Source organism: Methylobacterium platani (assembly GCF_001653715.1).
Lineage (GTDB): Bacteria > Pseudomonadota > Alphaproteobacteria > Rhizobiales > Beijerinckiaceae > Methylobacterium > Methylobacterium platani.
On record NZ_LWHQ01000006.1, the window covers coordinates 226254 to 246313 of the forward strand.

The window sequence follows — 20060 nt, forward strand, 5'->3', positions numbered from 1 at the left end:
GTCCGGGAAAGGGGGAGACTCGCGAGGATCGTCCGCCCCTATGGTCGGGCCGAGGTCGCGGTGTCGTGTACCGTGGCTGAGCATAGGATAGCCTCGGCTGTTCTAGAACTTGCGACAGACGACCCCGCCCGAACAGGCACCGGGTTCGCGGGCGGGAGGGTGGATGGTCGCGACGACGATCACCGGGGCGCCGTCGTGATGGCTACAGCCGGAAATCCTCGCCCAGGTAGAGCCGGCGCACGTCCTCGTTCGCCACGATCTCGTCGGGGGTGCCCTCGGTGAGGATGCGGCCCGAATGCACGATGTAGGCCCGGTCGATCAGGCCGAGCGTCTCGCGCACGTTGTGGTCGGTGATGAGCACGCCGATGCCGCGGCCCTTGAGGTGCATCACCAGTTCCTGGATGTCGCCGACCGCGATCGGGTCGATGCCCGCGAAGGGCTCGTCGAGCAGCATGAAGGAGGGCGAGGAGGCGAGCGCCCGGGCGATCTCGCAGCGCCGCCGCTCGCCGCCCGACAGCGCGATCGAGGGCGACTTGCGCAGGCGGGTGATGTTGAACTCCTCGAGGAGCGAATCGAGCTTGCGCTCCCGCGTCTTGCGGTCGGGCTCGACCACCTCGAGCACCGCCCGGATGTTGTCCTCGACGTTGAGGCCGCGGAAGATCGAGGCCTCCTGCGGCAGGTAGCCGATGCCGAGCCGGGCGCGCTGGTACATCGGCAGCCGGGTGATCTCCTGCCCGTCGAGGCTGATCGTGCCGCGATCGGCCGAGACGAGGCCGGTGATCATGTAGAAGATCGTGGTCTTGCCGGCGCCGTTGGGGCCGAGGAGGCCCACCGCCTCGCCGTTGCGCACGGTCAGGCCGGCATCGTGCACCACGGTGCGGGCGCCGTAGCTCTTCTTGAGGCCGGCCACCGCCAGGATGCCGGGCCCGCCGAATCCGTCGGCGGCGCCGGGCTGGTCGAGCGCGACGGCACCGGCCCGGCGCCCGCGGCCGAACAGGCGCCCGAGGCGCGAGACGGCCGGCGTCGCAAGGGCCGAACTTGCCGCCGAGCTTGCCGTCGAACTCGCCTGGGCTTGCAGCGGCAGGGCGGAAGAAAGGGTCACGGGCTCTCTCGCGAAGGATGCCGGCGAAGGATCCCGGCGGTGCCCCGCCGCGCCGGCCTTTCCGCCCCAGGCGGCCGTGCGACGGGTGAACGGCGCCGGTTTAGCCGAAGCCGGGCCCTGCCCGCAACGCGCGCCGCGCGCCCTCGCGTGTTCTGGAACACGCGGCCTCGTTACGCTTACAAAGGACCTCGACCGATCTCTCCCGCCCGGACGGCCCGATGCTCTCGCTCCTCGACCTCTGCGCCCGAATCGACGACGGCCGGCTGACGCCCGAGGGGGCGGTCCGCCTCGTGCGCGCGGCGATCGCCGCCCGCGAGCCGGAGGTCGGCGCCCTGGTCTGCGTCGATCCCGCGCCGGTCGTCGCGGCGGCCGGGCCGCTCGCCGGCATCGCGGTCGGGATCAAGGACATCATCGACACCGCCGACCTGCCGACCCGGATGGGCTCGGCGATCTACGAGAGCTGGCATCCGCGCGCCGACGCCCCGGTGGTGGCGCGGCTGAAATCCCTCGGCGCGGCGCCGCTCGCCAAGACCACCACCACGCCCTTCGCCTTCCTCGACCCCACCGCGACCCGCAACCCGCATCACCCCGGGCACACGCCCGGCGGCTCCTCGGCGGGCTCGGCCGCCGCGGTGGCGGCCGGGATGCTGCCGCTGGCGCTCGGCACCCAGACCGGCGGCTCGGTGATCCGCCCGGCGGCCTTCTGCGGCGTCGTCGGGGTCAAGCCGTCGTTCCGGCTGCTGCCGACGGTCGGGGTGAAGTGCTATTCCTGGGCCCTCGACACCCTCGGCCTGTTCGCGGCCGGGGTGGCGGATGCCGCCCACGCCCTGGCGCTGCTCGCCGACCGGCCGGCGATCGGGCGGACGCACGACGGGAGCGCGCCCCGCATCGGGATCGTGCGCCAGGAGTTCTGCGCCGCCCCGGACCCGGAGGCGGAGGCCGCCCTCGGCCGGGCGGCGGCGGCCGCCGAGCGGGCCGGGGCGGTGGTGCACGACCTCGCCCTGCCGGCCCGGTTCGGCGAGGCGTACGCCGCCCACGGCACGATCCAGGACTACGAGGCGCGCCAGGCACTGGCGTGGGAATACGCGGCGCACCGCGACGCCCTGCCGCCGCGCCTGCGCGCCGCCCTCGACGCCGCGCAGGGCATCGAGACCGCGGCCTACGACGCCGCCCGCCGCACCGCCCACCACGCCCGCCGCAGCCTGAAGGACGTCTTCTCCGAGGACGGCCCGGACGTGCTCCTGACCTATGCCGCCCCCGGCGCGGCGCCGGCCGGCCTCGACCAGACGGGCGATTCCCGCTTCAACCGCCTCTGGACCCTGATGGGCGTGCCCTGCGTCACCCTGCCGGTCGAGCGCACCCCCGCCGGCCTGCCGGTCGGCGTGCAGGTGATCGCCCGGTTCGGCGACGACGGGCGGGCGCTGGCGGCGGCGGGGCTGATCGAGCGGGCGCTGCGGGGCTGAGCGGGCCGGTCGTCGGGTCCGGCCGCGATCGCGGTCAGGCGGCGGCCGGGCGGCGGCTCGCGACCTCGGGCAGCTCGCCGGCCGGACAGGGCCGGCCGAACAGGAAGCCCTGCAGCTCGTCGCAGCCGACCTCGCGCAGGCGCGCGGCCTGCTCGGCGGTCTCGACGCCCTCCGCCAGCACGATCATGCCGAGCGCCCGGCCGAGGCCGACCGCGGCGCGGACGATCTCGTCGCTGCCGCCGCCCTCGCCGGCCTCCCCGAGGCCGGCCACGAAGCAGCGGTCGATCTTGATCTTGTCGAAGGGGAAGCGGCGCAGGTAGCTCAGGGACGAGTAGCCGGTGCCGAAATCGTCCATGGCGGTGCTGACCCCGAGGGCGCGCAGCCGGTGCAGGATCGCGAGCGTCGCCTCGTCGTCCTGCAGCAGCACCGATTCGGTGATCTCGAGCTCGAGCCGCCCGGGCGGCAGCCCGCTCGACGCCAGCGCCCGGGTCACCTCGTCGACGAGGGCGTCGCCGACGAACTGCACCGGGGAGAGGTTCACCGCCACCTTGATGTCGGCCGGCCAGGCGGCGGCGTCGGCGCAGGCCCGGCCGAGCGCCCAGGCGCCGAGCCGGCGGATCTGCCCGGTCGCCTCGGCGATCGGGATGAACTCGCCCGGGCTGACGAAGCCCTCGCGCGGATGGCGCCAGCGCAGCAGCGCCTCGCAGGCCCGCACCCCGGTGCCGTCGGCGGCGACGATCGGCTGGTAGTGGAGCTCGAGCTGCCCCTCGGCGAGGGCGCAGCGCAGGTCGGTGGCGAGCTGCCGGCGCCGCTGCAGGTCGGCATCCATCGCGGGATCGAACAGGCACCAGCCGTTCCGCCCCGCGGCCTTGGCCTGGTAGAGCGCGACGTCGGCCTGGCGCTGAAGCTCGGCGGTGGTGGTGCCGGCGGCCTCCGTCGTCGCGAGGCCGATCGAGACGCCGATGCCGATCTCGTGGCCCTGGACCTCGAAGGGCTGGCGCAGGAGCCGCACGATGCGCTCGGCGAGCGCCGCCACGCCGGCCGGATGCGAGGGCGCGCAGCGCATGACCGCGAACTCGTCGCCGCCGAGGCGCCCGACGAGGGCCGCGGTGCCGACCGCGTCCCGCAGGCGCCGGGCCACGAGGCGCAGCAGCTCGTCGCCGACCGGATGGCCGTAGGTGTCGTTGACCTCCTTGAAGCCGTCGAGGTCGAGGCAGAGCACGCTCACCGCCTCGCCGGCGCCGCGCTCGGCCAGCGCCGCGTCGAGGCGCCCCTGGAGCTGCGCGCGGTTGGGCAGGCCGGTCAGGGCGTCGTGGCCGGCCATGTGGGCGATGCGCGCCTCGCTGCGGCGGCGCTCGGTCACGTCCTCGTGGGTGCAGATCCAGCCGCCCTCGGGGATCGGCACGTGCACCACCGCGATGGCCCGGCCGTCGGCGAGGTCGCAGGTGAAGCGCGCCGGCAGGCGGCCGGCGGCGATGCGGGCGCAGGCCGCCGTCAGCAGGTCCGCCCGCGCGTCGGCCACGCCGAGATGGGCGATCAGCGCGGCGACCGGCGTGCCGGGCCGGCGCAGGGCCTCCGGCACCGCGTGCATCTGGGCGTAGCGCGCGTTCATCACGATCAGCCGGTCGTCGCCGTCGAACAGGCACAGCCCCTGGGTCATGTGGTCGAGGGCGATGCCGAACTGGGCGTGCTGGGCGCTGAGCTCCCGCTCGCCCCGCTCCCGCGCCTCCGCCGCCGCCCGGGCGGCCTCGGCCGCGGCGAGGCGCGCCTGGGCCCGCGTCTGGCGCAGGCCGAGCAGCGCCACGCCGGCGAGGCCGAGATCGAGGATCAGGGTGGCGGCGCCGATCAGCCAGGCCTGCTGGCGCCAGGCCGCGAGGCTCGCCTGCGCGGTCCGGCTGACGCTCAGGATCATCGGGTAGCGCGCCAGCGCCCGGGTGCCGGCGATGCGGTCCTGCCCGTCGATCGGGCTGACCGTGCGGAACACGCCGCCGGCCGGGCTCGTGAGGGCGATCCGCAGGGCCGCCGTGCCCGGGAAGGTCTGGCCGACGCTGCCGTCGCGCTCGGGGTAGCGGACGAGGAGCGTGCCGTCGTTGCGGAAGAGCGAGACGACGGCGTCGGGGGCCGGCGCGATCGCCGCGTAGAGCCGCGCGAAGTAGCCGAGCTCGACGGCGCCGAGCACCATGCCGAGGAAGGATCCGTCCGGCGCCCGCACCTTGCGGGCGATGTAGATCGTCCAGACCCCGTCGCCGCGGTTCTGCACCGGCCGGCCGATGGCGCGGTCGAGGGCCGGATCGCCCGCCAGCGCCTTGAAGTAGTCCCGGTCGGCGATGTTCACCGTCGGGATCGGCCAGTAGCGGCTGAAGTTCATGAGGTTGCCGTGCCGGTCGATCACCGTGACGGCGTTCACCTGCGGCAGGGCGGCGATGCGGGTCTTCAGGGCCTCGTGCAGGACAGGCGTCGCCGCGACGGCGGCGTAATCCGCCTCCCCGGCGACCCCGGCGGTCCGGAACTCGCGGATCACGCTGTCCTGGACCAGCTCGATCGCCTGCAGCGCCCGGTCGGCCTGGTCGGCGAGGACCGTGGAGAACCCGACGAGCCCGCGCTCGGTGGTGGCGACCGCGTGCCCGTGCAGGCCTTGCACCAGCAGCCCCGCGGAGGTCGTGGCGAGCACGGCGAGCAGGCCGGCGGACAGGGCCACCATCCGGAACGAGCGACCGCGCGGGCGATCGGGCGGCTGCGGGATGTCGGTCGGAGGGCCCACGACTGTCGCCTGATGCCTTGGGGTGCGGAGATCGTCCCCGTGTGCACCCGGCATCTTTAAGAAGCGTTGAAAACGACGCGCGACCGCTCCTCGTCGAAAGGTCATGACTTAGGGAAACGAACGACGTCGCGGGCGGGCGCGAGGACGGGACGGCGTGCCGATCAGGCCGGATATCCCCGGCGACGGCCGATCGGCCGCCCGCGTCCGGACCGCCGGGCCGGTCGCGGCGTCTGCGCGATCCGTCCGTGCGTCCAGAGCAGGGCCCGGTCACGTTGCAATCGGGCGCTGCTCTATAGCACTTCACGATCGCGTTGCAATCGAGAAGCTCTCCAGGTCTTTGATTTTGCCGCATTTTCTGAGACGGACCGGTATCCACGTCGTCGGAAAATGCTCCAGATCTTCGATTGTGCCGCATTTACTTCGCCCGACTGGCGGCCCTTCGGTCGGAAAATGCTCTCGGGGTGCATGCCGCCGATCGCGTGACGACGGCGCGACGGACCGGACGCGATTCTCGTCGATCGTGATCTTCGGATCGGTGCCGGATATTCCCCGCACCGTCGCCGGGCGCCGACGGTCCGCGCCGGCGCGCCGGGCGGCGGCGTCACAATCCTCCGTCCTGCAGCCGGTACCAGGTCACCACCGCCGAGGCGTAGAGCCGGTGCAGCCCGTGCAGCGGCAGCGGCGTGATCGGCGTCGGGGCGATCGGCAGGGCCTCGGCATCGCCGCGCGCGAGGTGGGCGGCGATGGCCTGGCCCATGCGGGTCTGGAGGCCGACGCCGCGGCCCTGGCAGCCGATATCGATCAGCAGGCCGGGCTCGGGCGCGTGGAGATGGGGCAGGTAGTCCCGGGTGACCGCGACCCGGCCGCACCAGCGATGGTCGAAGCCGATCCCGGCGAGCTGCGGGAACAGCTTCGGGACGATCCGCTCCAGATGCGCCCAGTCGCCCGCGCCCCTCGGCTCGCGGAACGGCCCGCGCCCGCCGAGCAGCAGCCGGCCGGTATGGTCGAGGCGGAAGTAGAGCAGCAGCTTGCGGGTGTCGGAGGAGACCTGGCCCTCGGGCAGGACGCTGCGGCGCAGGTTGTCGGAGAGCGGCGTCGTGGCGACCTGGAAGGAATTGGCCGCGATGATGGTCTGGCGGAGGTTCGGCCACAGGTCGCCCGAATAGCCGTTGGTGCACAGCACCACTCGCTCGGTGGTCAGGCTCGGACCGGGGCCCGTCCGCACCGTCCAGACGTCGCCCCGGCGCGACAGGCCGGTCACCGGGGTGTCGGTGTGGATGCGGGCGCCGGCCGCCAGCGCCGCCTTCGCGAGCCCGCGGGCATAGGAGAGCGGCTGCACCGCGCCGCCGCGCCCGTCGAGCCAGCCGCCGAGATAGCGCTCGGAGCCGATCAGCCGGGTGGCCTCGGCCTTGTCGAGGAGCTTGGTCGGGGCGCCGCGCCGCGCCCATTGCTCGGCCCGGCGCTCGGCCTGGGCCAGCCCTTCCGCCGTGTGCGCGCCCTGGATCCACCCGGTGCGGGTGTGCGGCACGTCCATCCGGTGCCGGGCGATGAGGTCGAACACCGCGTCGGCGGTGCCGGCCCCGAAGGCGGCGAGGCGCTCGCCGCGCTCCGGCCCGAACATCTGCACGAGTTCGTCGGGATCGTGCTTGAGGCCCGGGATCACCTGGCCGCCGTTGCGGCCCGAGCCGCCGAAGCCGATCTCGCGCGCCTCCAGCAGCACCGGCCTCAAGCCGGCCTCCGCGAGGTGGAGCGCCGTCGACAGGCCGCAGAATCCGCCGCCGATCACGACCACGTCGGCCCGGCCGGACTCCGCCAGCGGCGCGGTCGCGGGGGCCGGGGCGGCGGTGGTGGCCCAGAGGGCCGGCCCGAGCGGGAAGGGTTCGGTCATCGGGTACGCCTCGTCACAGCGGGTTCAGCACGCGCCGCAGGAAGTCCTGGGTGCGGGGCTGCTGGGGCCGGCCCAGCACCTCGCGGGCCGGGCCCTCCTCGACGATCACGCCGCCGTCGAGGAACAGCACCCGGTCGGCGACCTCGCGGGCGAAGCTCATCTCGTGGGTGACGACCACCATCGTCATGCCCTCCTCGGCGAGCTGACGCATCGTGCCCAGCACCTCGCCGACGAGCTCGGGATCGAGGGCCGAGGTCGGCTCGTCGAACAGGATCGCGTCGGGCCGCATCGCCAGCGCCCGGGCGATGGCGACCCGCTGCTGCTGGCCGCCGGAGAGCTGCGGCGGATGCGCCTCCTCCTTACCGGACAGCCCGACCCGGGCGAGGAGCGCCCGGCCGCGCTCGGTCGCCTCCCGGCGGTCCTCGCCCTTCACGTAGATCGGCCCCTCGACGACGTTCTCGAGCGCCGTGCGGTGCGGGAACAGGTTGAAGCGCTGGAACACCATCGAGACCTGGACCCGGACGGCGCGGATCGAGCGGTCGGCGCGGTCGACCTTGCGGCCGTTCACCGTGATCGTGCCGGAATCGTAGGATTCGAGCCCGTTGATGCAGCGCAGGACCGTCGACTTGCCCGAGCCGGACGGCCCGATGACGCAGACCACCTCGCCCTTGGAGACCCCGGCGGTGATGCCCTTGAGGACCTGGAGCGCCCCGTAGGACTTGCGGACGTCGGTCAACACGATCATCGCCGGCCGGCCTGCTTCTCGAAGTGGCGCACGATCAGGATCAGGGGCAGGCTCAAGGTCAGGTACATCAGGGCGACGAGGGTGAAGACGCTGGTGTTCTTGAACGTCGCCGAGGCGATGAGCTTGCCCTGCAGCGCCAGCTCCGCCACCGTGATGGTCGAGGCTTGCGAGGAATCCTTCAGCATCATGATCATCACGTTGCCGAAGGGCGGCAGCGCGGTGCGGAAGGCCTGCGGCAGCAGCACCCGCCGCATGGTGAGGCCCCAGCCCATGCCGATGGTCTGCGCCGCCTCGACCTGCCCCTTGTCGATCGCCTCGATGGCGGCGCGGAAGTTCTCGGCCTGGTAGGCCGAGTAGGCCAGCCCCAGGCCCAGCACGCCGGCCTGCACCGCCGACAGCGACAGGCCGTAATCCGGCAGCACGAAGTAGATGTAGAACAGCTGCACGATGATCGGGATGCCCCGGATCACGTTGATGAAGGTCGCGGCGAAGAACGAGAGGGCGCGCACGCCCGAGACCCGCATCATCGCCCAGACGAGGCCGAGCGCGGTCGAGACCACGAGCGAGCCCGCCGTGATCAGGATCGTCAGCCACACGCCCTGGAGCAGGATGGGCAGGAACTCGCGGGCATCCGACAGGAAGCTGTCCATGGAACCGATCGATCCGGTCAGGACGGGTTCACGGAGGGCTGCAGGCCCCACTTCTCCAGGATCTTGGCGAGCTCGCCGCTCTCCTTGATCTTGGTCAGCCCCGCGTTGATCTTGGCCAGCAGGGCCGTGTCGTCCTTGCGCACGCCGATGCCGACCGAGCCGACGACCACCGGCTTGTACGAGGCGACGAGGTGGGCGTTGGGGAAGTTGCCGCTCTTGAGGTTGTAGGCGATGATCGGCGCGTCGGCGAAGATCGCCTTGACCCGGCCGGCATTCACGTCGCGCAGCATGTCGGGGAAGGTGTCGTAGACCTTCACCTCGGCGAACTGGCCCGATTTCTTGAGCGCGTCGACGAAGGCGGTGCCGACCTGGGCGCCGACTGTCTCGCCCTTGAGGTCGGAGAAGGCGGTGTAGGCCTTGGTGTCGGCCTTGGGCACCACCATCCCCTCGCCGTAGGTGTAGACCGGCTCGGAGAAGGCGATCACCTCCTTGCGCGGGGGCGTGATGAACATCGCGGCCGAGATCGCGTCGATCTTCTTCGCCGTCAGCGCCGCGATCAGGCTCGAGAACTGGAACGGCTCGATCTGGACCGCGAAGCCGGCCTGCTTGCCGATGGCGGTGATGACGTCCACCATCACGCCCTGGATGGTGTTGGTCTTGGTGTCGAGGAAGGTGAAGGGGACGCCCGTCGGCGTCGAGCCGACCCGGACCGTCTCCTGCGCCAGGGCCGGACGGGCCAGCGCGCTTCCCGCCAGCAGCACCAGGGCCGCGCCCGCGGCCCGCATCAGACGCCTCATCGTCACGCTCCCCTGCCGATGTCGGGCGGCGCTCGACGCCGCCTCCGAATTTCATTGACATGAACATCAGGCCATAATTCGTTGCATCACGCAATCCGATTTCATGCACATGAAACAGGCGGCAGACGGACCACGAAACGAGCACGCGGCGGCCGACGGCGCGACGGACGGCCTGGCCGCCGACCGGGCGGTCGGGCAGCGCCTGCGCGGCCTGCGGCAGGAGCGCGGCCTGTCGCTGAAGGCCGTGGCGGCGGCGACCGGGCTGTCGATCGGCTATCTCAGCCAGGTCGAGCGCGGCCTGTCCTCGCCCTCGCTGCGGGTGCTGACCCGGGTCGCCGACATCCTCGGCGTCGGGCTCGGCGCCCTGTTCGACGGCCCGGGGGCGCCGGCCGCCGACGGCATCGTCACCCGGGCGGGCGAGCGGGCGGCGCTCACCCTCTGGCGCGCCGGCATCACCAAGCAGCTCCTCACGCAGGGCGACGGGGCCCTGAGCCTGTTCCTGATGCAGCTCGCGCCGCTCGCCGGCACCGGCGACGAGCCCCTGGTCCACGACGGCGAGGAGGCCGGGCTGGTGATGGAGGGCGCCCTCGTCCTCACGGTCGAGGGGCGGACGGCGGAGCTCGGGCCCGGCGACAGCTTCCGCTTCGCCAGCCGGCGCCCGCACCGCTACCGCAACCCCTCCCCCGACCGGCCGGCCGCGGTGCTGTGGGTCAACGCGGTGCCGCGACCGTGAGGCGCCCCCAGGAAAATCGTCTCAAATCCGCCGTTGCGCCGACAGCTTTTACGATGCGTGAAGTGAACAGGGGGAGGGTACCTGCCAACGGAGCCGGAGCGGCATCATGACCAGGCAGAGCGGGTGCGGGCAGTGCAGGAGCGGCGAGCCGCTGCCCTTCGCCTTCACCATGGCCTTCCACCCGATCGTCGACCTCGCGACCGGCGGGGTCTGGGGCTACGAGGCGCTGGTGCGCGGCACCGAGGGCCAGGGCGCGGGCTTCATCCTCGACCAGGTCAACGACGACAACCGCTACCACTTCGACCAGGCCTGCCGCACCAAGGCGATCGAGCTCGCCGGCGGGCTGTTTCCGGCCGGCGACGTGCGGCTGTCGATCAACTTCCTGCCCAACGCCGTCTACGAGCCGGCCGCCTGCATCCGCGCCACCCTGGAGGCGGCGCGGCGGATCGGATTCGCGCACCGGCGGATCATGTTCGAGTTCACCGAGAACGAGCGCATGACCGACGTCGCCCACGTCCAGCGCATCGTCACCGATTACCGCCAGCGCGGCTTCCTGACCGCGCTCGACGATTTCGGCGCCGGCTATGCGGGCCTGGGCCTCCTGGCGCGGTTCCAGCCCGACCTGATCAAGCTCGACATGGAGCTGATCCGCGGCATCGCCGGCTCGCCGGCCCGGCGGGCGATCGTGTCGGGGGTGATCGGCATCGCCCGGGCGCTCGGCGTCGCGGTGATCGCCGAGGGCGTCGAGACCCCCGAGGAGCTCGCCGCCCTGCGCGAGGCCGGCATCACCCTGTTCCAGGGCTACCTGTTCGCCCGGCCGGCGGTGGCGGCCTTGCCGGAGCTGAGCCTGCCGGGGATGCGGCAGGCGGCGTGATACGACCCCCGCCTGTCGCGCCGCCGGGCCAGCCGAGCCGCGCTCACGGCACCAGCACGATCGCCCCGGTGACCGCCCGCGCCTCGGCGGCCGCGTGCGCGTCGACGACCTGCTCCAGGGGAAAGCGCGCCCCGATATCGACCGCGACGTGGCCGCGGCCGATCGCGTCGAACAGGTCGGCGGCATTCGCCCGGAAGGTGGCCGGGTCGGCGTTGTGCGGGAAGACCGAGGGGCGGGTGAGGAACAGGCAGCCCTTCTTGTTCAGGAGCTCCGGGTCGATCGCCGGGGACGGCCCGGACGCCGCGCCGTACGAGACGACGAGCCCGAACGGGGCGGCGCAGTCGAGGGATTTCAGCAGGGTGTCCTTGCCGACCGCGTCGTAGACGACCCGGGCCCTGGCGCCGCCGGCGGCCTCCAGAAAGGCCTTGGGCCAGTCGGGATCGGTGAGGTCGACCACCGCCGCGCAGCCGGCGGCGAGCGCCGCGTCGCGCTTCTCCGGCGAGCCGGTGGTGCCGATCACCCGGGCGCCGAGCGCGGTCGCCCAGCGGGTCAGGATCTGGCCGACGCCGCCGGCGGCGGAATGGACCAGCAGGAGGTCGCCCGCCTGCACCGCGTGGGTCTTGCGCAGGAGGTACTGCGCCGTCATGCCCTTGAACAGCAGGGCGGCGGCGGCCTCGTCGCCGACGTCGTCGGGCAGCCGCACGAGCTTGTCCGCCGGCACGTTGCGCCGGTCGGCATAGGCGCCGACGCCGGCATTCATGGTCGCGACGCGGTCGCCGGCCTTCACGTCGGACACCTCGGGCCCGACCGCCTCGACGACGCCCGCCGCCTCGAAGCCGAGCCCGGTCGGCAGGTCGAGCGGGTAGGCGCCGCGGCGCTGGTAGATGTCGATGAAGTTGAAGCCGATCGCGGTCTGGCGCAGTTGCACCTCGCCCGCCGCCGGGGCGGGGAGCGGCCCGCTCTCCAGACGCATGACCTGCGGCGGGCCGAACTCGGTGACGACGACGCGGCGTTGGGTCGACATGTCGGGTGTCTCCTTCGGGGCTGCCCCGCTCGTCCGGCCGGGCTCAACCCGCCGGGCGGCGCGGGGTTGCGCCCCGGCGCGGGATCGTGTCGACGGGACGGCCCCTCAGCGCTCGGCCGGCGCGGCCGCGAGGCCCCGGCCCGGGCCCGGCTCGCCGGGCGCCAGCTCCTCGAGGCTGCGGTTGCGGGTCTCGATGCCGAACAGCCCGACGCAGACGGCCTGGAGCAGCAGGGCGCCGACCAGCATCGCCAGCACCGGCACGACGCCGCCCTCGGCGTAGAGCCAGACCACCCCTTGCGGGATGAAGATGCCGGCGATCCGCCCCGCCGTGCTGGCGACGCCGGTGCCGCGCAGGCGGTACTCGGTCGGGAACAACTCCGGGATATAGGCGGCGATGCCGAGCGCCACCATCAGGTAGATGCAGGTGAACAGCCCGAAGCCGACGACGGTGGCCAGCGCCATCGAGGGCGCCAGCGTGTAGGCGATGCCGAGGAGCGCCGCGACGACCGACGCGACGGTGAGGCCGTTGCGCCGCCCGAGGCGCTCGGCGATCACCGCGCCGAGGCAGGCCCCGACCGGCCCCCCGAGCGACATGAAGGTGGTGTAGCCGAGCGACGAGCCGACGCTGAGGCCCTGCTTGACCAGGAAGGTCGGCACCCAGGCGACGAAGCCGTAGATCGACACGTTGATCATCACGTTGATGACGGTCGCCACCAGCGTGCGGCGGATCACCGGGCGGCCGAACAGCACCCCGAGGCCGGGGTCGCGCACCGGCCCCGCCCCCGCGACCGGCTGCGGCGCCGGCAGGGTTCGGCCGTAGGACGCCTCGATCCCGGTCAGCACCCGGTCGGCCTCCTCGGTCCGGCCGACGGATTCGAGCCAGCGCGGGCTCTCCGGCATGCTCTTGCGGGCGTACCAGACGGCAAGCGCGCCGATGCCGGCGATCGCGAACATCGCCCGCCAGCCGAAGGTCGGGATCACCAGGTAGCCGACCAGCGTCGCGGCGAAGAGCGCCGTGTTGGTGATGATCGACAGGTAGGCGGCCCAGCGCCCGCGCTGCGCCGGCGGGATGAACTCGCCGATCGTGGCGTAGCCGATCACGATCTCGGCGCCTAACCCCACGCCCATGAAGAAGCGCAGGACGATCAGGGTCCACATGTCGGGGGCGAAGACGGCGGCGAGCGAGGCGAGCCCGAAGATCATCAGGTTCGCCTGGTAGGTGAACCGGCGCCCGAACCGGTCGCCGAGGATTCCCGCCGAGAAGCTGCCGATCACCATCCCGATGAAGGTCGCCGACAGGAAGGCGGCGTTGAGCCGGAGGTCCGACCAGCCGTCCTTGACGAGGGCGCCCAGGATGCCGCCCGCGAGGTAGATGTCGAAGCTGTCGAAGAACATCCCGGCGCCGATCAGCCACAGGATCCGGCGGTGGAAGCCGGAGATCGGCAGGCGGTCGAGGCGCGCCCCGGCCGAGATCGTTGACGCCATCGTCGGGTCCCCTCCCCTCTCCCGGCCGGGCTCTCCCGCCCGGCCGGCGCCCCTGTGCGCGGGCGGATTTCTCAAGTCGTCAGGCCGCCAGGATCTCGGGCCAGGCCGAGACGTGGGCGCCGTGGGCGGGCAGGCGCCGCTCCATCTCGCCCTCGAGCCAGCGCGTCGCGTCGCGCAAGGGCGCGAGCGCGATCCCGGTCGCGACCCGGTCGCGCTCCAGCATCGAGACGAGGTCCTCGGTCGCGATGTTGCCGGTGGCGCCCGGCGCGAACGGGCAGCCGCCGAGGCCGCCGAGGCTCGCATCCAGGACCGTGACGCCCGAGCGGAGCGCCGCGTCGGCATTGGCGTAGCCGGTGTTGCGGGTGTTGTGGAAATGCGCCCGCATCGGCAGGCCCGGCACGGCCTGCGCCAGGGCGGCGAAGCGCTCCTCGACGATGGCTGGCGTCGCGACGCCGATCGTGTCGGCGAGCGAGATCTCGTCGACGCCGGCCTCGGCGAGCGCCCGGGCGATCTCGATCACCCGGGAAAGCGGCACCTCGCCCTCGAACGGACAGCCGAAGGCGACCGCGATCGTCACCGACCGGAACAGGCCGGCCGCCTTCGCCCGCCCGGCGAGGCGGTCCCAGGCCTCGACGAGGCCGCGGGCCGTCGTCCCCTGGTTGCGGGCCGCCATCGTGTCGGTCGCCACCGCCACGAAGCTGATCTCGCGCAAGCCTGCCGCCAGCGCGCGCTCGAAGCCGCGCTCGTTGAGGACGAGGCCCGAGACGCTGAGGCCCGGCAGGTCGACGACCCGCGCCAGCACCGCCTCGGCATCGGCCATCTGCGGCACGCGCTTCGGGTTGACGAAGCTCGCCGCCTCGATCCGTTTCAGGCCCGCGGCCGCGAGCCTCTGGATCATCTCGACCTTGGTGTCGGTCGAGAGCAGCCGGTCCTGGTTCTGCAGCCCGTCGCGGGGGCCGACCTCGACGACGGTGAGGGAGGCGGGGCGTCGTGCAGTCATGGTTCCCTCCCGGCTCATGCCGCGTCGCGGGCGGACCCGCCGATCACCTTGTCGGCGACGAGCCGCGCGAGGTCGTCCGGCCCGAGGCCGAGGAGCCCGCGGAAGATCTCGTCGTTGTGCTGGCCGAGCTCCGGGCCGGCGGTGACGACCCGGCCGGGATTGGCCGAGAGGCGGGGCGCTACGTTCTGCATCTTGAGCGAGCCGAACAGCGGGTGGGCGACGTCGACGATGGTCTTCCGCGCCTTGAAATGCGCGTCCTCCAGCATCTCGGGGGCGCGGTAGATGTCGCCGCGGGGCACGCCCGCCTCGTCGAGGATGCGGCCGAGCTCCTCGCGGTCGAGGGTCGCCGTCCAGGCGGCGATGAGGGCGTCGAGCTCGGCCTGGCGCTGGCCGCGCTCGGTATGGGTGGCGTAGCGCGGGTCGGCCGCGAGCTCGGGCCGGCCCATCGCGGCGGCGAGGCGCTTGAACACGCTGTCCTGGTTGGCGGCGATCAGCACGTAGACGCCGCTCTTCGTCGGGTAGACGTTCGAGGGGGCGATGTTGGGCAGGATCGCGCCGGTGCGCTCGCGGATGTAGCCGGTCTTGTCGTACTCGGTGACGAGGTTCTCCATCACGGCGAGCACCGCCTCGTAGATCGCGCTGTCGACGATCTGGCCGCGGCCGGTCCGGGTGCGGGCGTGCAAGGCCATCAGTCCGCCGACGCAGGCGAAGGTGGCGGCCAGCGTGTCGCCGATCGAGATGCCGGCCCGCGACGGCGGGTTGGAGGGATCGCCCGCGACGTAGCGCATCCCGCCCATCGCCTCGCCGATCGCGCCGTAGCCGGCCTTCTGCGAGTAGGGACCGCTCTGGCCGTAGCCGGAGACGCGGATCATGATCAGCCGCGGGTTGATCGCCGAGAGTTCGTCGTAGCCGAGCCCCCACTTCTCCATCGTGCCGGGGCGGAAATTCTCGATCAGGATGTCGGCTTGCGCGACGAGGCGCCGGATCAGGTCCTGGCCCGCCGCCTCGCGGGCGTTGATCTCGATCGACTTCTTGTTGCGGGCGATGACCGGCCACCACAGCGACTGGCCGTGCGGCTTCTCGCGGCCCCATTCCCGCATCGGGTCGCCGGCGCCCGGCTGCTCGATCTTGATCACCTCGGCGCCGAAATCGGCCATCAGCTGGCCGCAGAACGGCCCGGCGAGGAGCTGGCCCATCTCGAGGACGCGCAGGTCCGACAGGGCTGGCGCAAGGGCAGGTTCCGTGGTCTGGATCATCGGGCGTTCCTCTTGTTCCCCAGACCCTAGTCTGGCAAATTTGTCTGGACAAGTGGCGAGCGCCGGCTTCGGAGGGAAATGTGTCCGGCAGGGCGATGGGGGTGCGGGAGCAGGGCGCCGAGGAGGCGGGCCCGCTCAACGAGCGGATCGCCCGGGCGCTCCAGGAGGAGATCCGCGCCGGCCTGCACCCGGTCGGCGCGACCTTGCCGACCGAGACGGCCCTGTGCGCCCGCTTCGAGGCGAGCCGCTTCACGGTGCGCGAGGCCCTGCGCAAGCTGGTCGAGAAGGGGCTGGTCGAGCGCCGCCAGGGCGCCGGCTCGACGGTGATCGCGACGAGCGCGCAGCCGGGCTTCGCCCAGGTCTTCGACGACCTCGCCGACATGTTCGAGTACGCCCGCGACACCCATTTCGACGTCGCCACGCTCGGGATGATCCAGATCGACCCGGAGGTCGCCGGCTTCGTCCAGGCGCCGGTCGGCGCGTCCTGGCTCAAGGCGGAGGGGGTGCGCTGGACCGCCGCGCGCGACGCGACGATCTGCTTCGTCAGCGTCTACGTGCATGCCCGCTTCGCCCCCCTGCTCGCCGACCTGCGCGAGGTGGGAGGCGCGGTCTACGGCCTCGTCGAGGCGCGCTCGGGCGAATTGATCGCCGAGGCCCTGCAGGAGATCACCGCCCGCCCGATGCCGCCCCCGGTCGCCCGTGCCCTCAAGCGCCCGCGCGGCAGCCCGGCGATGCGCTTCGTGCGCCGCTACTACGACGTCAGCGGCGGCATCATGCTGACCTCGGTGAACTGGCACCCGGGCGAGGAGTGCCGCTACACGACGCGGATCCGGCGGGGGGAGTGGCGGGCGTGAGGCCGCTCCCGATCGTGCGGGCGGTGCGAGGATAAGGCCGCGGGCTCCTCCTCTCCCCGTGGGCGGGGCTAGCGGATTCACGCTTCTCCTCCGAGAGCTAACCCTCCGTGAAGGTGCGCGTTTTCCCCTCCCCCTTGTGGGGAGGGGTTAGGGGTGGGGGTGGTGCAGAAGGCACCGTTGCGCTCTATCCGGCACCACCCCCACCTCCGGCTCCTCCCCACAAGGGGGAGGAGAGGCGCGCTACCTTGAGAGGGAAAAGCTCTCGAACCGAGATGTGTGAACACGCTAGGCCCGCGGGGAGAGGAGGAACTCCCGCGCCACACCGGGCCGCAGCTTCCGCCGTCCACCCTGCCCTGACGCCACCCGACATCGCCATTGACAGACCGGAAACGAAGGCTAACCTGTCCGGACAACTGCACCGATGCAGGATGGGGGATGCCGCAAAGGCGCCCCGCGCCCCTCGCGCCAGCGGGGTGGCCAGGGAGGAACGGATGGGTCAGGCCCGCAAGCTGCGCGCGCTCCTCGCGCGCCCCGAGATGGTCGTGGCGCCCGGCGCCTATGACGGCATCACCGCGAAGTTCATCGCCCAGGCGGGCTTTCCGGCGGTCTACATGACCGGGGCCGGCACCGCGGCGGCCCTCGGCTACCCGGATTTCGGCCTCGTGACGATGAGCGAGATGGCGGCCAATGCCGGCAGCCTCGCCCGCGCCGTCGACGTCCCGGTCATCGCCGACGCCGATACCGGCTACGGCAACGAGCTGAACGTCACCCGCACGATCCAGGAATACGAGATGCGCGGGGTCGCCGGCCTGCACATCGAGGACCAGGTGAGCCCGAAGCGCTGCGGCCATCTCGACGGCAAGGAGATCGTGCCGCGCGAGGAGTTCGTGGCGAAGATCCGCGCCGCCGTGGCGGCCCGGCGCGACCCGGATTTCTTGATCATCGCCCGGACCGATTCCCGCGCCGTCGCCGGCTTCGACGAGGCGGTGGCGCGGGCGAACCTCGCGCTTGCCGCCGGCGCCGACATGGCCTTCGTCGAGGCGACGCAGAGCCTCGACGAGATGCGGGCGGTGCCGGCCCAGGTGAAGGGCCCCTGTCTCCTCAACGTGGTGCGCGGCGGCAAGACGCCGGACATCGCCATGCCGGACGCGCAGGCGATGGGCTACCGGCTGGCGATCCTACCGAGCCTCCTGTTCGGGGCCGCCATGGAAGCCTTTGACGCGGCCCTGACGACGCTGCGGGAGACCAACGCCCCGCCGAGCTCGGCCGGCGCGCCGGCGATCCGCGAGCGCTTCCGCCGGCTGGGCGCCGACCAGTGGGAGGACTTGCGGACCCGGTTCCGGGACGGCGACCGCGACGCCCCCGCCGTCGCGGCCGAGTAGGCGCCATGGCCCGCACCCTCCTCGACAGGCTGTGGGACGCCCACGTCGTCGCCGATCTCGGCGACGGCTGGTCGCTCCTCCACGTCGACCGCCACCTGCTGCACGACCTCTCGGGCACGGCGGGGCTCGACGCCCTGGCGGCGAGGGGATTGCCGGTGCGCAACCCGGAACTCGCCTTTGCGACCGCCGACCACGCGGTGTCGAGCGCCCCCGGCCGGACCGGCGAGAGCTACGCCCCGGGGGCGCCGCTCTGGGCCGGCCTGCGGGCTCGCGCGGCGGAGGCCGGCCTGCACTATTTCGAGCTCGGCCAGGTCGGCCAGGGCATCGTCCACGTGATGGGGCCGGAACTCGGCATCACGCTGCCGGGCGTCAGCCTGATCTGCGGCGACAGCCACACCTGCACCCATGGCGGGCTCGGCGCGCTCGCCTTCGGCGTCGGCTCGTCGGAACTGACCCACGCGCTTGCCACCCAGACCCTGCGCCAGAAGAAGCCGAAGAACCTGCGGGTGCGGTTCGAGGGCGCGATGGGCCGGGGCATCGCCCCCAAGGACCTGATCCTGCACCTGATCGGCCGGCTCGGCGCCGATGCCGGCACCGGCTACGCGATCGAGTATGCCGGTTCGGCGATCCGGGGCCTCGGCATCGCCGGCCGGATGACGGTCTGCAACCTCTCGATCGAGCTCGGCGCCAAGATCGGCTTCGTCGCGCCCGACGACACCACCTTCGCCTACGTCGAGGGCCGGCGCTTCGCCCCGAAGGGCGCGGATTTCGAGCGGGCGGTCGCCCATTGGCGCAGTCTCGCGAGCGATGCCGACGCGGCGTTCGACCGCGAGGTCGTGATCGACGTCGCCGCGGTGACGCCGACGGTGACCTGGGGCACCAGCCCCGAGCACGCCATCGCGATCGACGCGGCGATCCCCGATCCGCGAGCGGCGCCCGATGCCGAGCGGCGCGAGGCCTGGCGCGCGGCCCTCGACTATATGGGCCTCGAGCCGGGCCGGCCGCTCGCCGGAACCCCGGTCGACTGGGTGTTCATCGGCTCCTGCACCAATTCGCGGATCGAGGACCTGCGCGAGGCCGCCGCCCTCGCCCGCGGGCGCCACGTCGCGCCGGGCGTCACCGCCTGGGTGGTGCCGGGCTCCGAGCGCGTGAAGCGCGACGCCGAGGCCGAAGGCCTCGACCGGGTGTTCCGCGAGGCGGGCTTCGCCTGGCGCGAGCCGGGCTGCAGCCTCTGCGTCGCGGCGAACGGCGAGCGGGTGCCGCCGGGCGCGCGCTCCGTCTCGACCTCGAACCGCAACTTCGTCGGGCGCCAGGGCCCGGGCGCGCGCACCCACCTCGCCAGCCCCGCCATGGCGGTCGCGGCGGCGGTCACCGGCGCGATCACCGACGCGAGGCGGATCTGATGCAGCCCTTCACCGCCGTCACCGGCCCGGCAGCCCCCTTCCTGGAGCCGAACGTCAACACCGACGTCATCATCCGCATCGAGCGCCTGACCGGGGTGCCGCGGGAGGATCTCGGCCGCTACGCCTTCGAGGCGCTGCGGCACGGGCAAGAGGGCGATTCCGCCTTCATCCTCGACACGCCGACCTTCCGGGGCGCGCCGATCCTGATCGCCGGGCGCAATTTCGGCTGCGGCTCCTCGCGCGAGGGCGCGGTCTGGGCGCTGATGGGACTGGGGGTCCGGACCGTCGTCGCCGAGAGCTTCGGCGACATCTTCTTCAACAACTGCTTCCAGAACGGCGTGCTGCCGGTCGTGCTGCCGAAGGACGCGGTCGACCGGCTCGCCGCCGAGGCGACGGGCGGCGCAGGGCTGACGGTCGACCTCGTCGCCGGCGAGGTGCGCGCGCCGTCCGGCGCGGTCGTTCCCTTCACGGTCGATCCGCAGCGCCGGCAGGCCCTGCTGGAGGGGCTCGACGAGATCGGCGTCACGCTGACGCGCGCGGACGAGATCGCCGCGTGGCAGGCGCGCGACCGCGCCGCGCGGCCCTGGATCTGGGCCGCCGCCTGACGACGCATCCGAAGAAAAGCCGGCGAGACGGGAGAGAA

At 72.8% G+C, this 20060-nt stretch carries 17 protein-coding genes; 7 read left to right on the plus strand and 10 right to left on the minus strand.

Going from position 1 to position 20060, the window contains the following annotated elements; all coding sequences use genetic code 11:
- Positions 1-202: 202 nt before the first annotated feature.
- A complete protein-coding gene (lptB, locus tag A5481_RS02530; RefSeq protein WP_048433597.1) occupies positions 203-1102 on the minus strand; it encodes an LPS export ABC transporter ATP-binding protein in 900 nt (299 codons plus the stop codon).
- A gap of 218 nt (positions 1103-1320) precedes the next feature.
- Between lptB and A5481_RS02535 the strand changes: the two genes are divergently transcribed.
- Positions 1321-2565, plus strand: coding sequence for an amidase (locus tag A5481_RS02535; protein ID WP_048433596.1), 1245 nt, complete (start codon positions 1321-1323; stop codon positions 2563-2565).
- A 34-nt stretch (positions 2566-2599) separates the two neighbouring features.
- Here the strand turns inward: A5481_RS02535 and A5481_RS02540 are convergent, their stop codons facing one another.
- The 5 genes from A5481_RS02540 to A5481_RS02560 form a co-directional block, all read right to left on the minus strand.
- A complete protein-coding gene (locus A5481_RS02540) occupies positions 2600-5326 on the minus strand; it encodes a bifunctional diguanylate cyclase/phosphodiesterase (protein WP_048433595.1) in 2727 nt (908 codons plus the stop codon).
- Between the two features lie 601 nt (positions 5327-5927).
- The gene (locus A5481_RS02545) at positions 5928-7214 is read right to left on the minus strand and encodes an NAD(P)/FAD-dependent oxidoreductase (protein ID WP_048433594.1); all 1287 of its coding nucleotides are present in this window, start codon (positions 7212-7214) and stop codon (positions 5928-5930) included.
- A 13-nt stretch (positions 7215-7227) separates the two neighbouring features.
- Positions 7228-7959, minus strand: coding sequence for an amino acid ABC transporter ATP-binding protein (locus A5481_RS02550; RefSeq protein WP_048433593.1), 732 nt, complete (start codon positions 7957-7959; stop codon positions 7228-7230).
- Complete coding sequence (locus tag A5481_RS02555; RefSeq protein ID WP_048433592.1) at positions 7956-8609, minus strand: amino acid ABC transporter permease; 654 nt, start codon at positions 8607-8609, stop codon at positions 7956-7958. Before A5481_RS02555 ends, A5481_RS02550 begins: the two co-directional genes overlap by 4 nt.
- Positions 8610-8626: 17 nt before the next feature.
- Positions 8627-9406, minus strand: a complete 780-nt coding sequence (locus A5481_RS02560; protein ID WP_048433591.1) for an ABC transporter substrate-binding protein — start codon at positions 9404-9406, stop codon at positions 8627-8629.
- 109 nt (positions 9407-9515) lie between these two features.
- Between A5481_RS02560 and A5481_RS02565 the strand changes: the two genes are divergently transcribed.
- Together A5481_RS02565 and A5481_RS02570 are read left to right on the plus strand one after the other, a co-directional pair.
- Complete coding sequence (locus A5481_RS02565; protein ID WP_048433590.1) at positions 9516-10139, plus strand: cupin domain-containing protein; 624 nt, start codon at positions 9516-9518, stop codon at positions 10137-10139.
- 106 nt (positions 10140-10245) lie between these two features.
- Positions 10246-11013, plus strand: coding sequence for an EAL domain-containing protein (locus A5481_RS02570; RefSeq protein ID WP_048433589.1), 768 nt, complete (start codon positions 10246-10248; stop codon positions 11011-11013).
- A 43-nt stretch (positions 11014-11056) separates the two neighbouring features.
- Here A5481_RS02570 and A5481_RS02575 read toward each other — a convergent pair whose 3' ends face one another.
- The 4 genes from A5481_RS02575 to A5481_RS02590 all read right to left on the minus strand — a co-directional run bounded on the left by A5481_RS02575 (position 11057) and on the right by A5481_RS02590 (position 15778).
- A complete protein-coding gene (locus tag A5481_RS02575) occupies positions 11057-12037 on the minus strand; it encodes a quinone oxidoreductase family protein (protein WP_048433588.1) in 981 nt (326 codons plus the stop codon).
- 105 nt (positions 12038-12142) lie between these two features.
- On the minus strand, positions 12143-13522 hold the full coding sequence (locus A5481_RS02580; RefSeq protein ID WP_048433587.1) for an MFS transporter: 1380 nt from the start codon (positions 13520-13522) through the stop codon (positions 12143-12145).
- Positions 13523-13601: 79 nt separating this feature from the next.
- A complete protein-coding gene (locus A5481_RS02585; protein ID WP_048433586.1) occupies positions 13602-14522 on the minus strand; it encodes a hydroxymethylglutaryl-CoA lyase in 921 nt (306 codons plus the stop codon).
- 14 nt (positions 14523-14536) lie between these two features.
- Entirely contained in the window at positions 14537-15778 is a 1242-nt protein-coding gene (locus A5481_RS02590; RefSeq protein WP_048433585.1) for a CaiB/BaiF CoA transferase family protein, read from the minus strand.
- A gap of 80 nt (positions 15779-15858) precedes the next feature.
- On the opposite strand from A5481_RS02590, the gene A5481_RS02595 reads away from it, so the two are divergent.
- From A5481_RS02595 to leuD, 4 genes are all read left to right on the plus strand, one after another.
- Positions 15859-16632 carry a GntR family transcriptional regulator gene (locus tag A5481_RS02595; RefSeq protein ID WP_156311805.1) on the plus strand — a complete coding sequence of 258 codons (774 nt, stop codon included), beginning with the start codon at positions 15859-15861 and terminating at the stop codon, positions 16630-16632.
- A 491-nt stretch (positions 16633-17123) separates the two neighbouring features.
- Positions 17124-18014: an isocitrate lyase/PEP mutase family protein gene (locus A5481_RS02600; protein ID WP_048433315.1), complete on the plus strand. Its 891-nt coding sequence runs from the start codon at positions 17124-17126 to the stop codon at positions 18012-18014.
- Between the two features lie 5 nt (positions 18015-18019).
- On the plus strand, positions 18020-19417 hold the full coding sequence (gene leuC, locus A5481_RS02605) for a 3-isopropylmalate dehydratase large subunit (RefSeq protein ID WP_048433314.1): 1398 nt from the start codon (positions 18020-18022) through the stop codon (positions 19415-19417).
- Positions 19417-20022 (plus strand): 3-isopropylmalate dehydratase small subunit, encoded by a 606-nt coding sequence (gene leuD / locus A5481_RS02610; RefSeq protein WP_048433313.1) that lies wholly within the window; start codon positions 19417-19419, stop codon positions 20020-20022. Before leuC ends, leuD begins: the two co-directional genes overlap by 1 nt.
- Positions 20023-20060 lie beyond the last annotated feature (38 nt).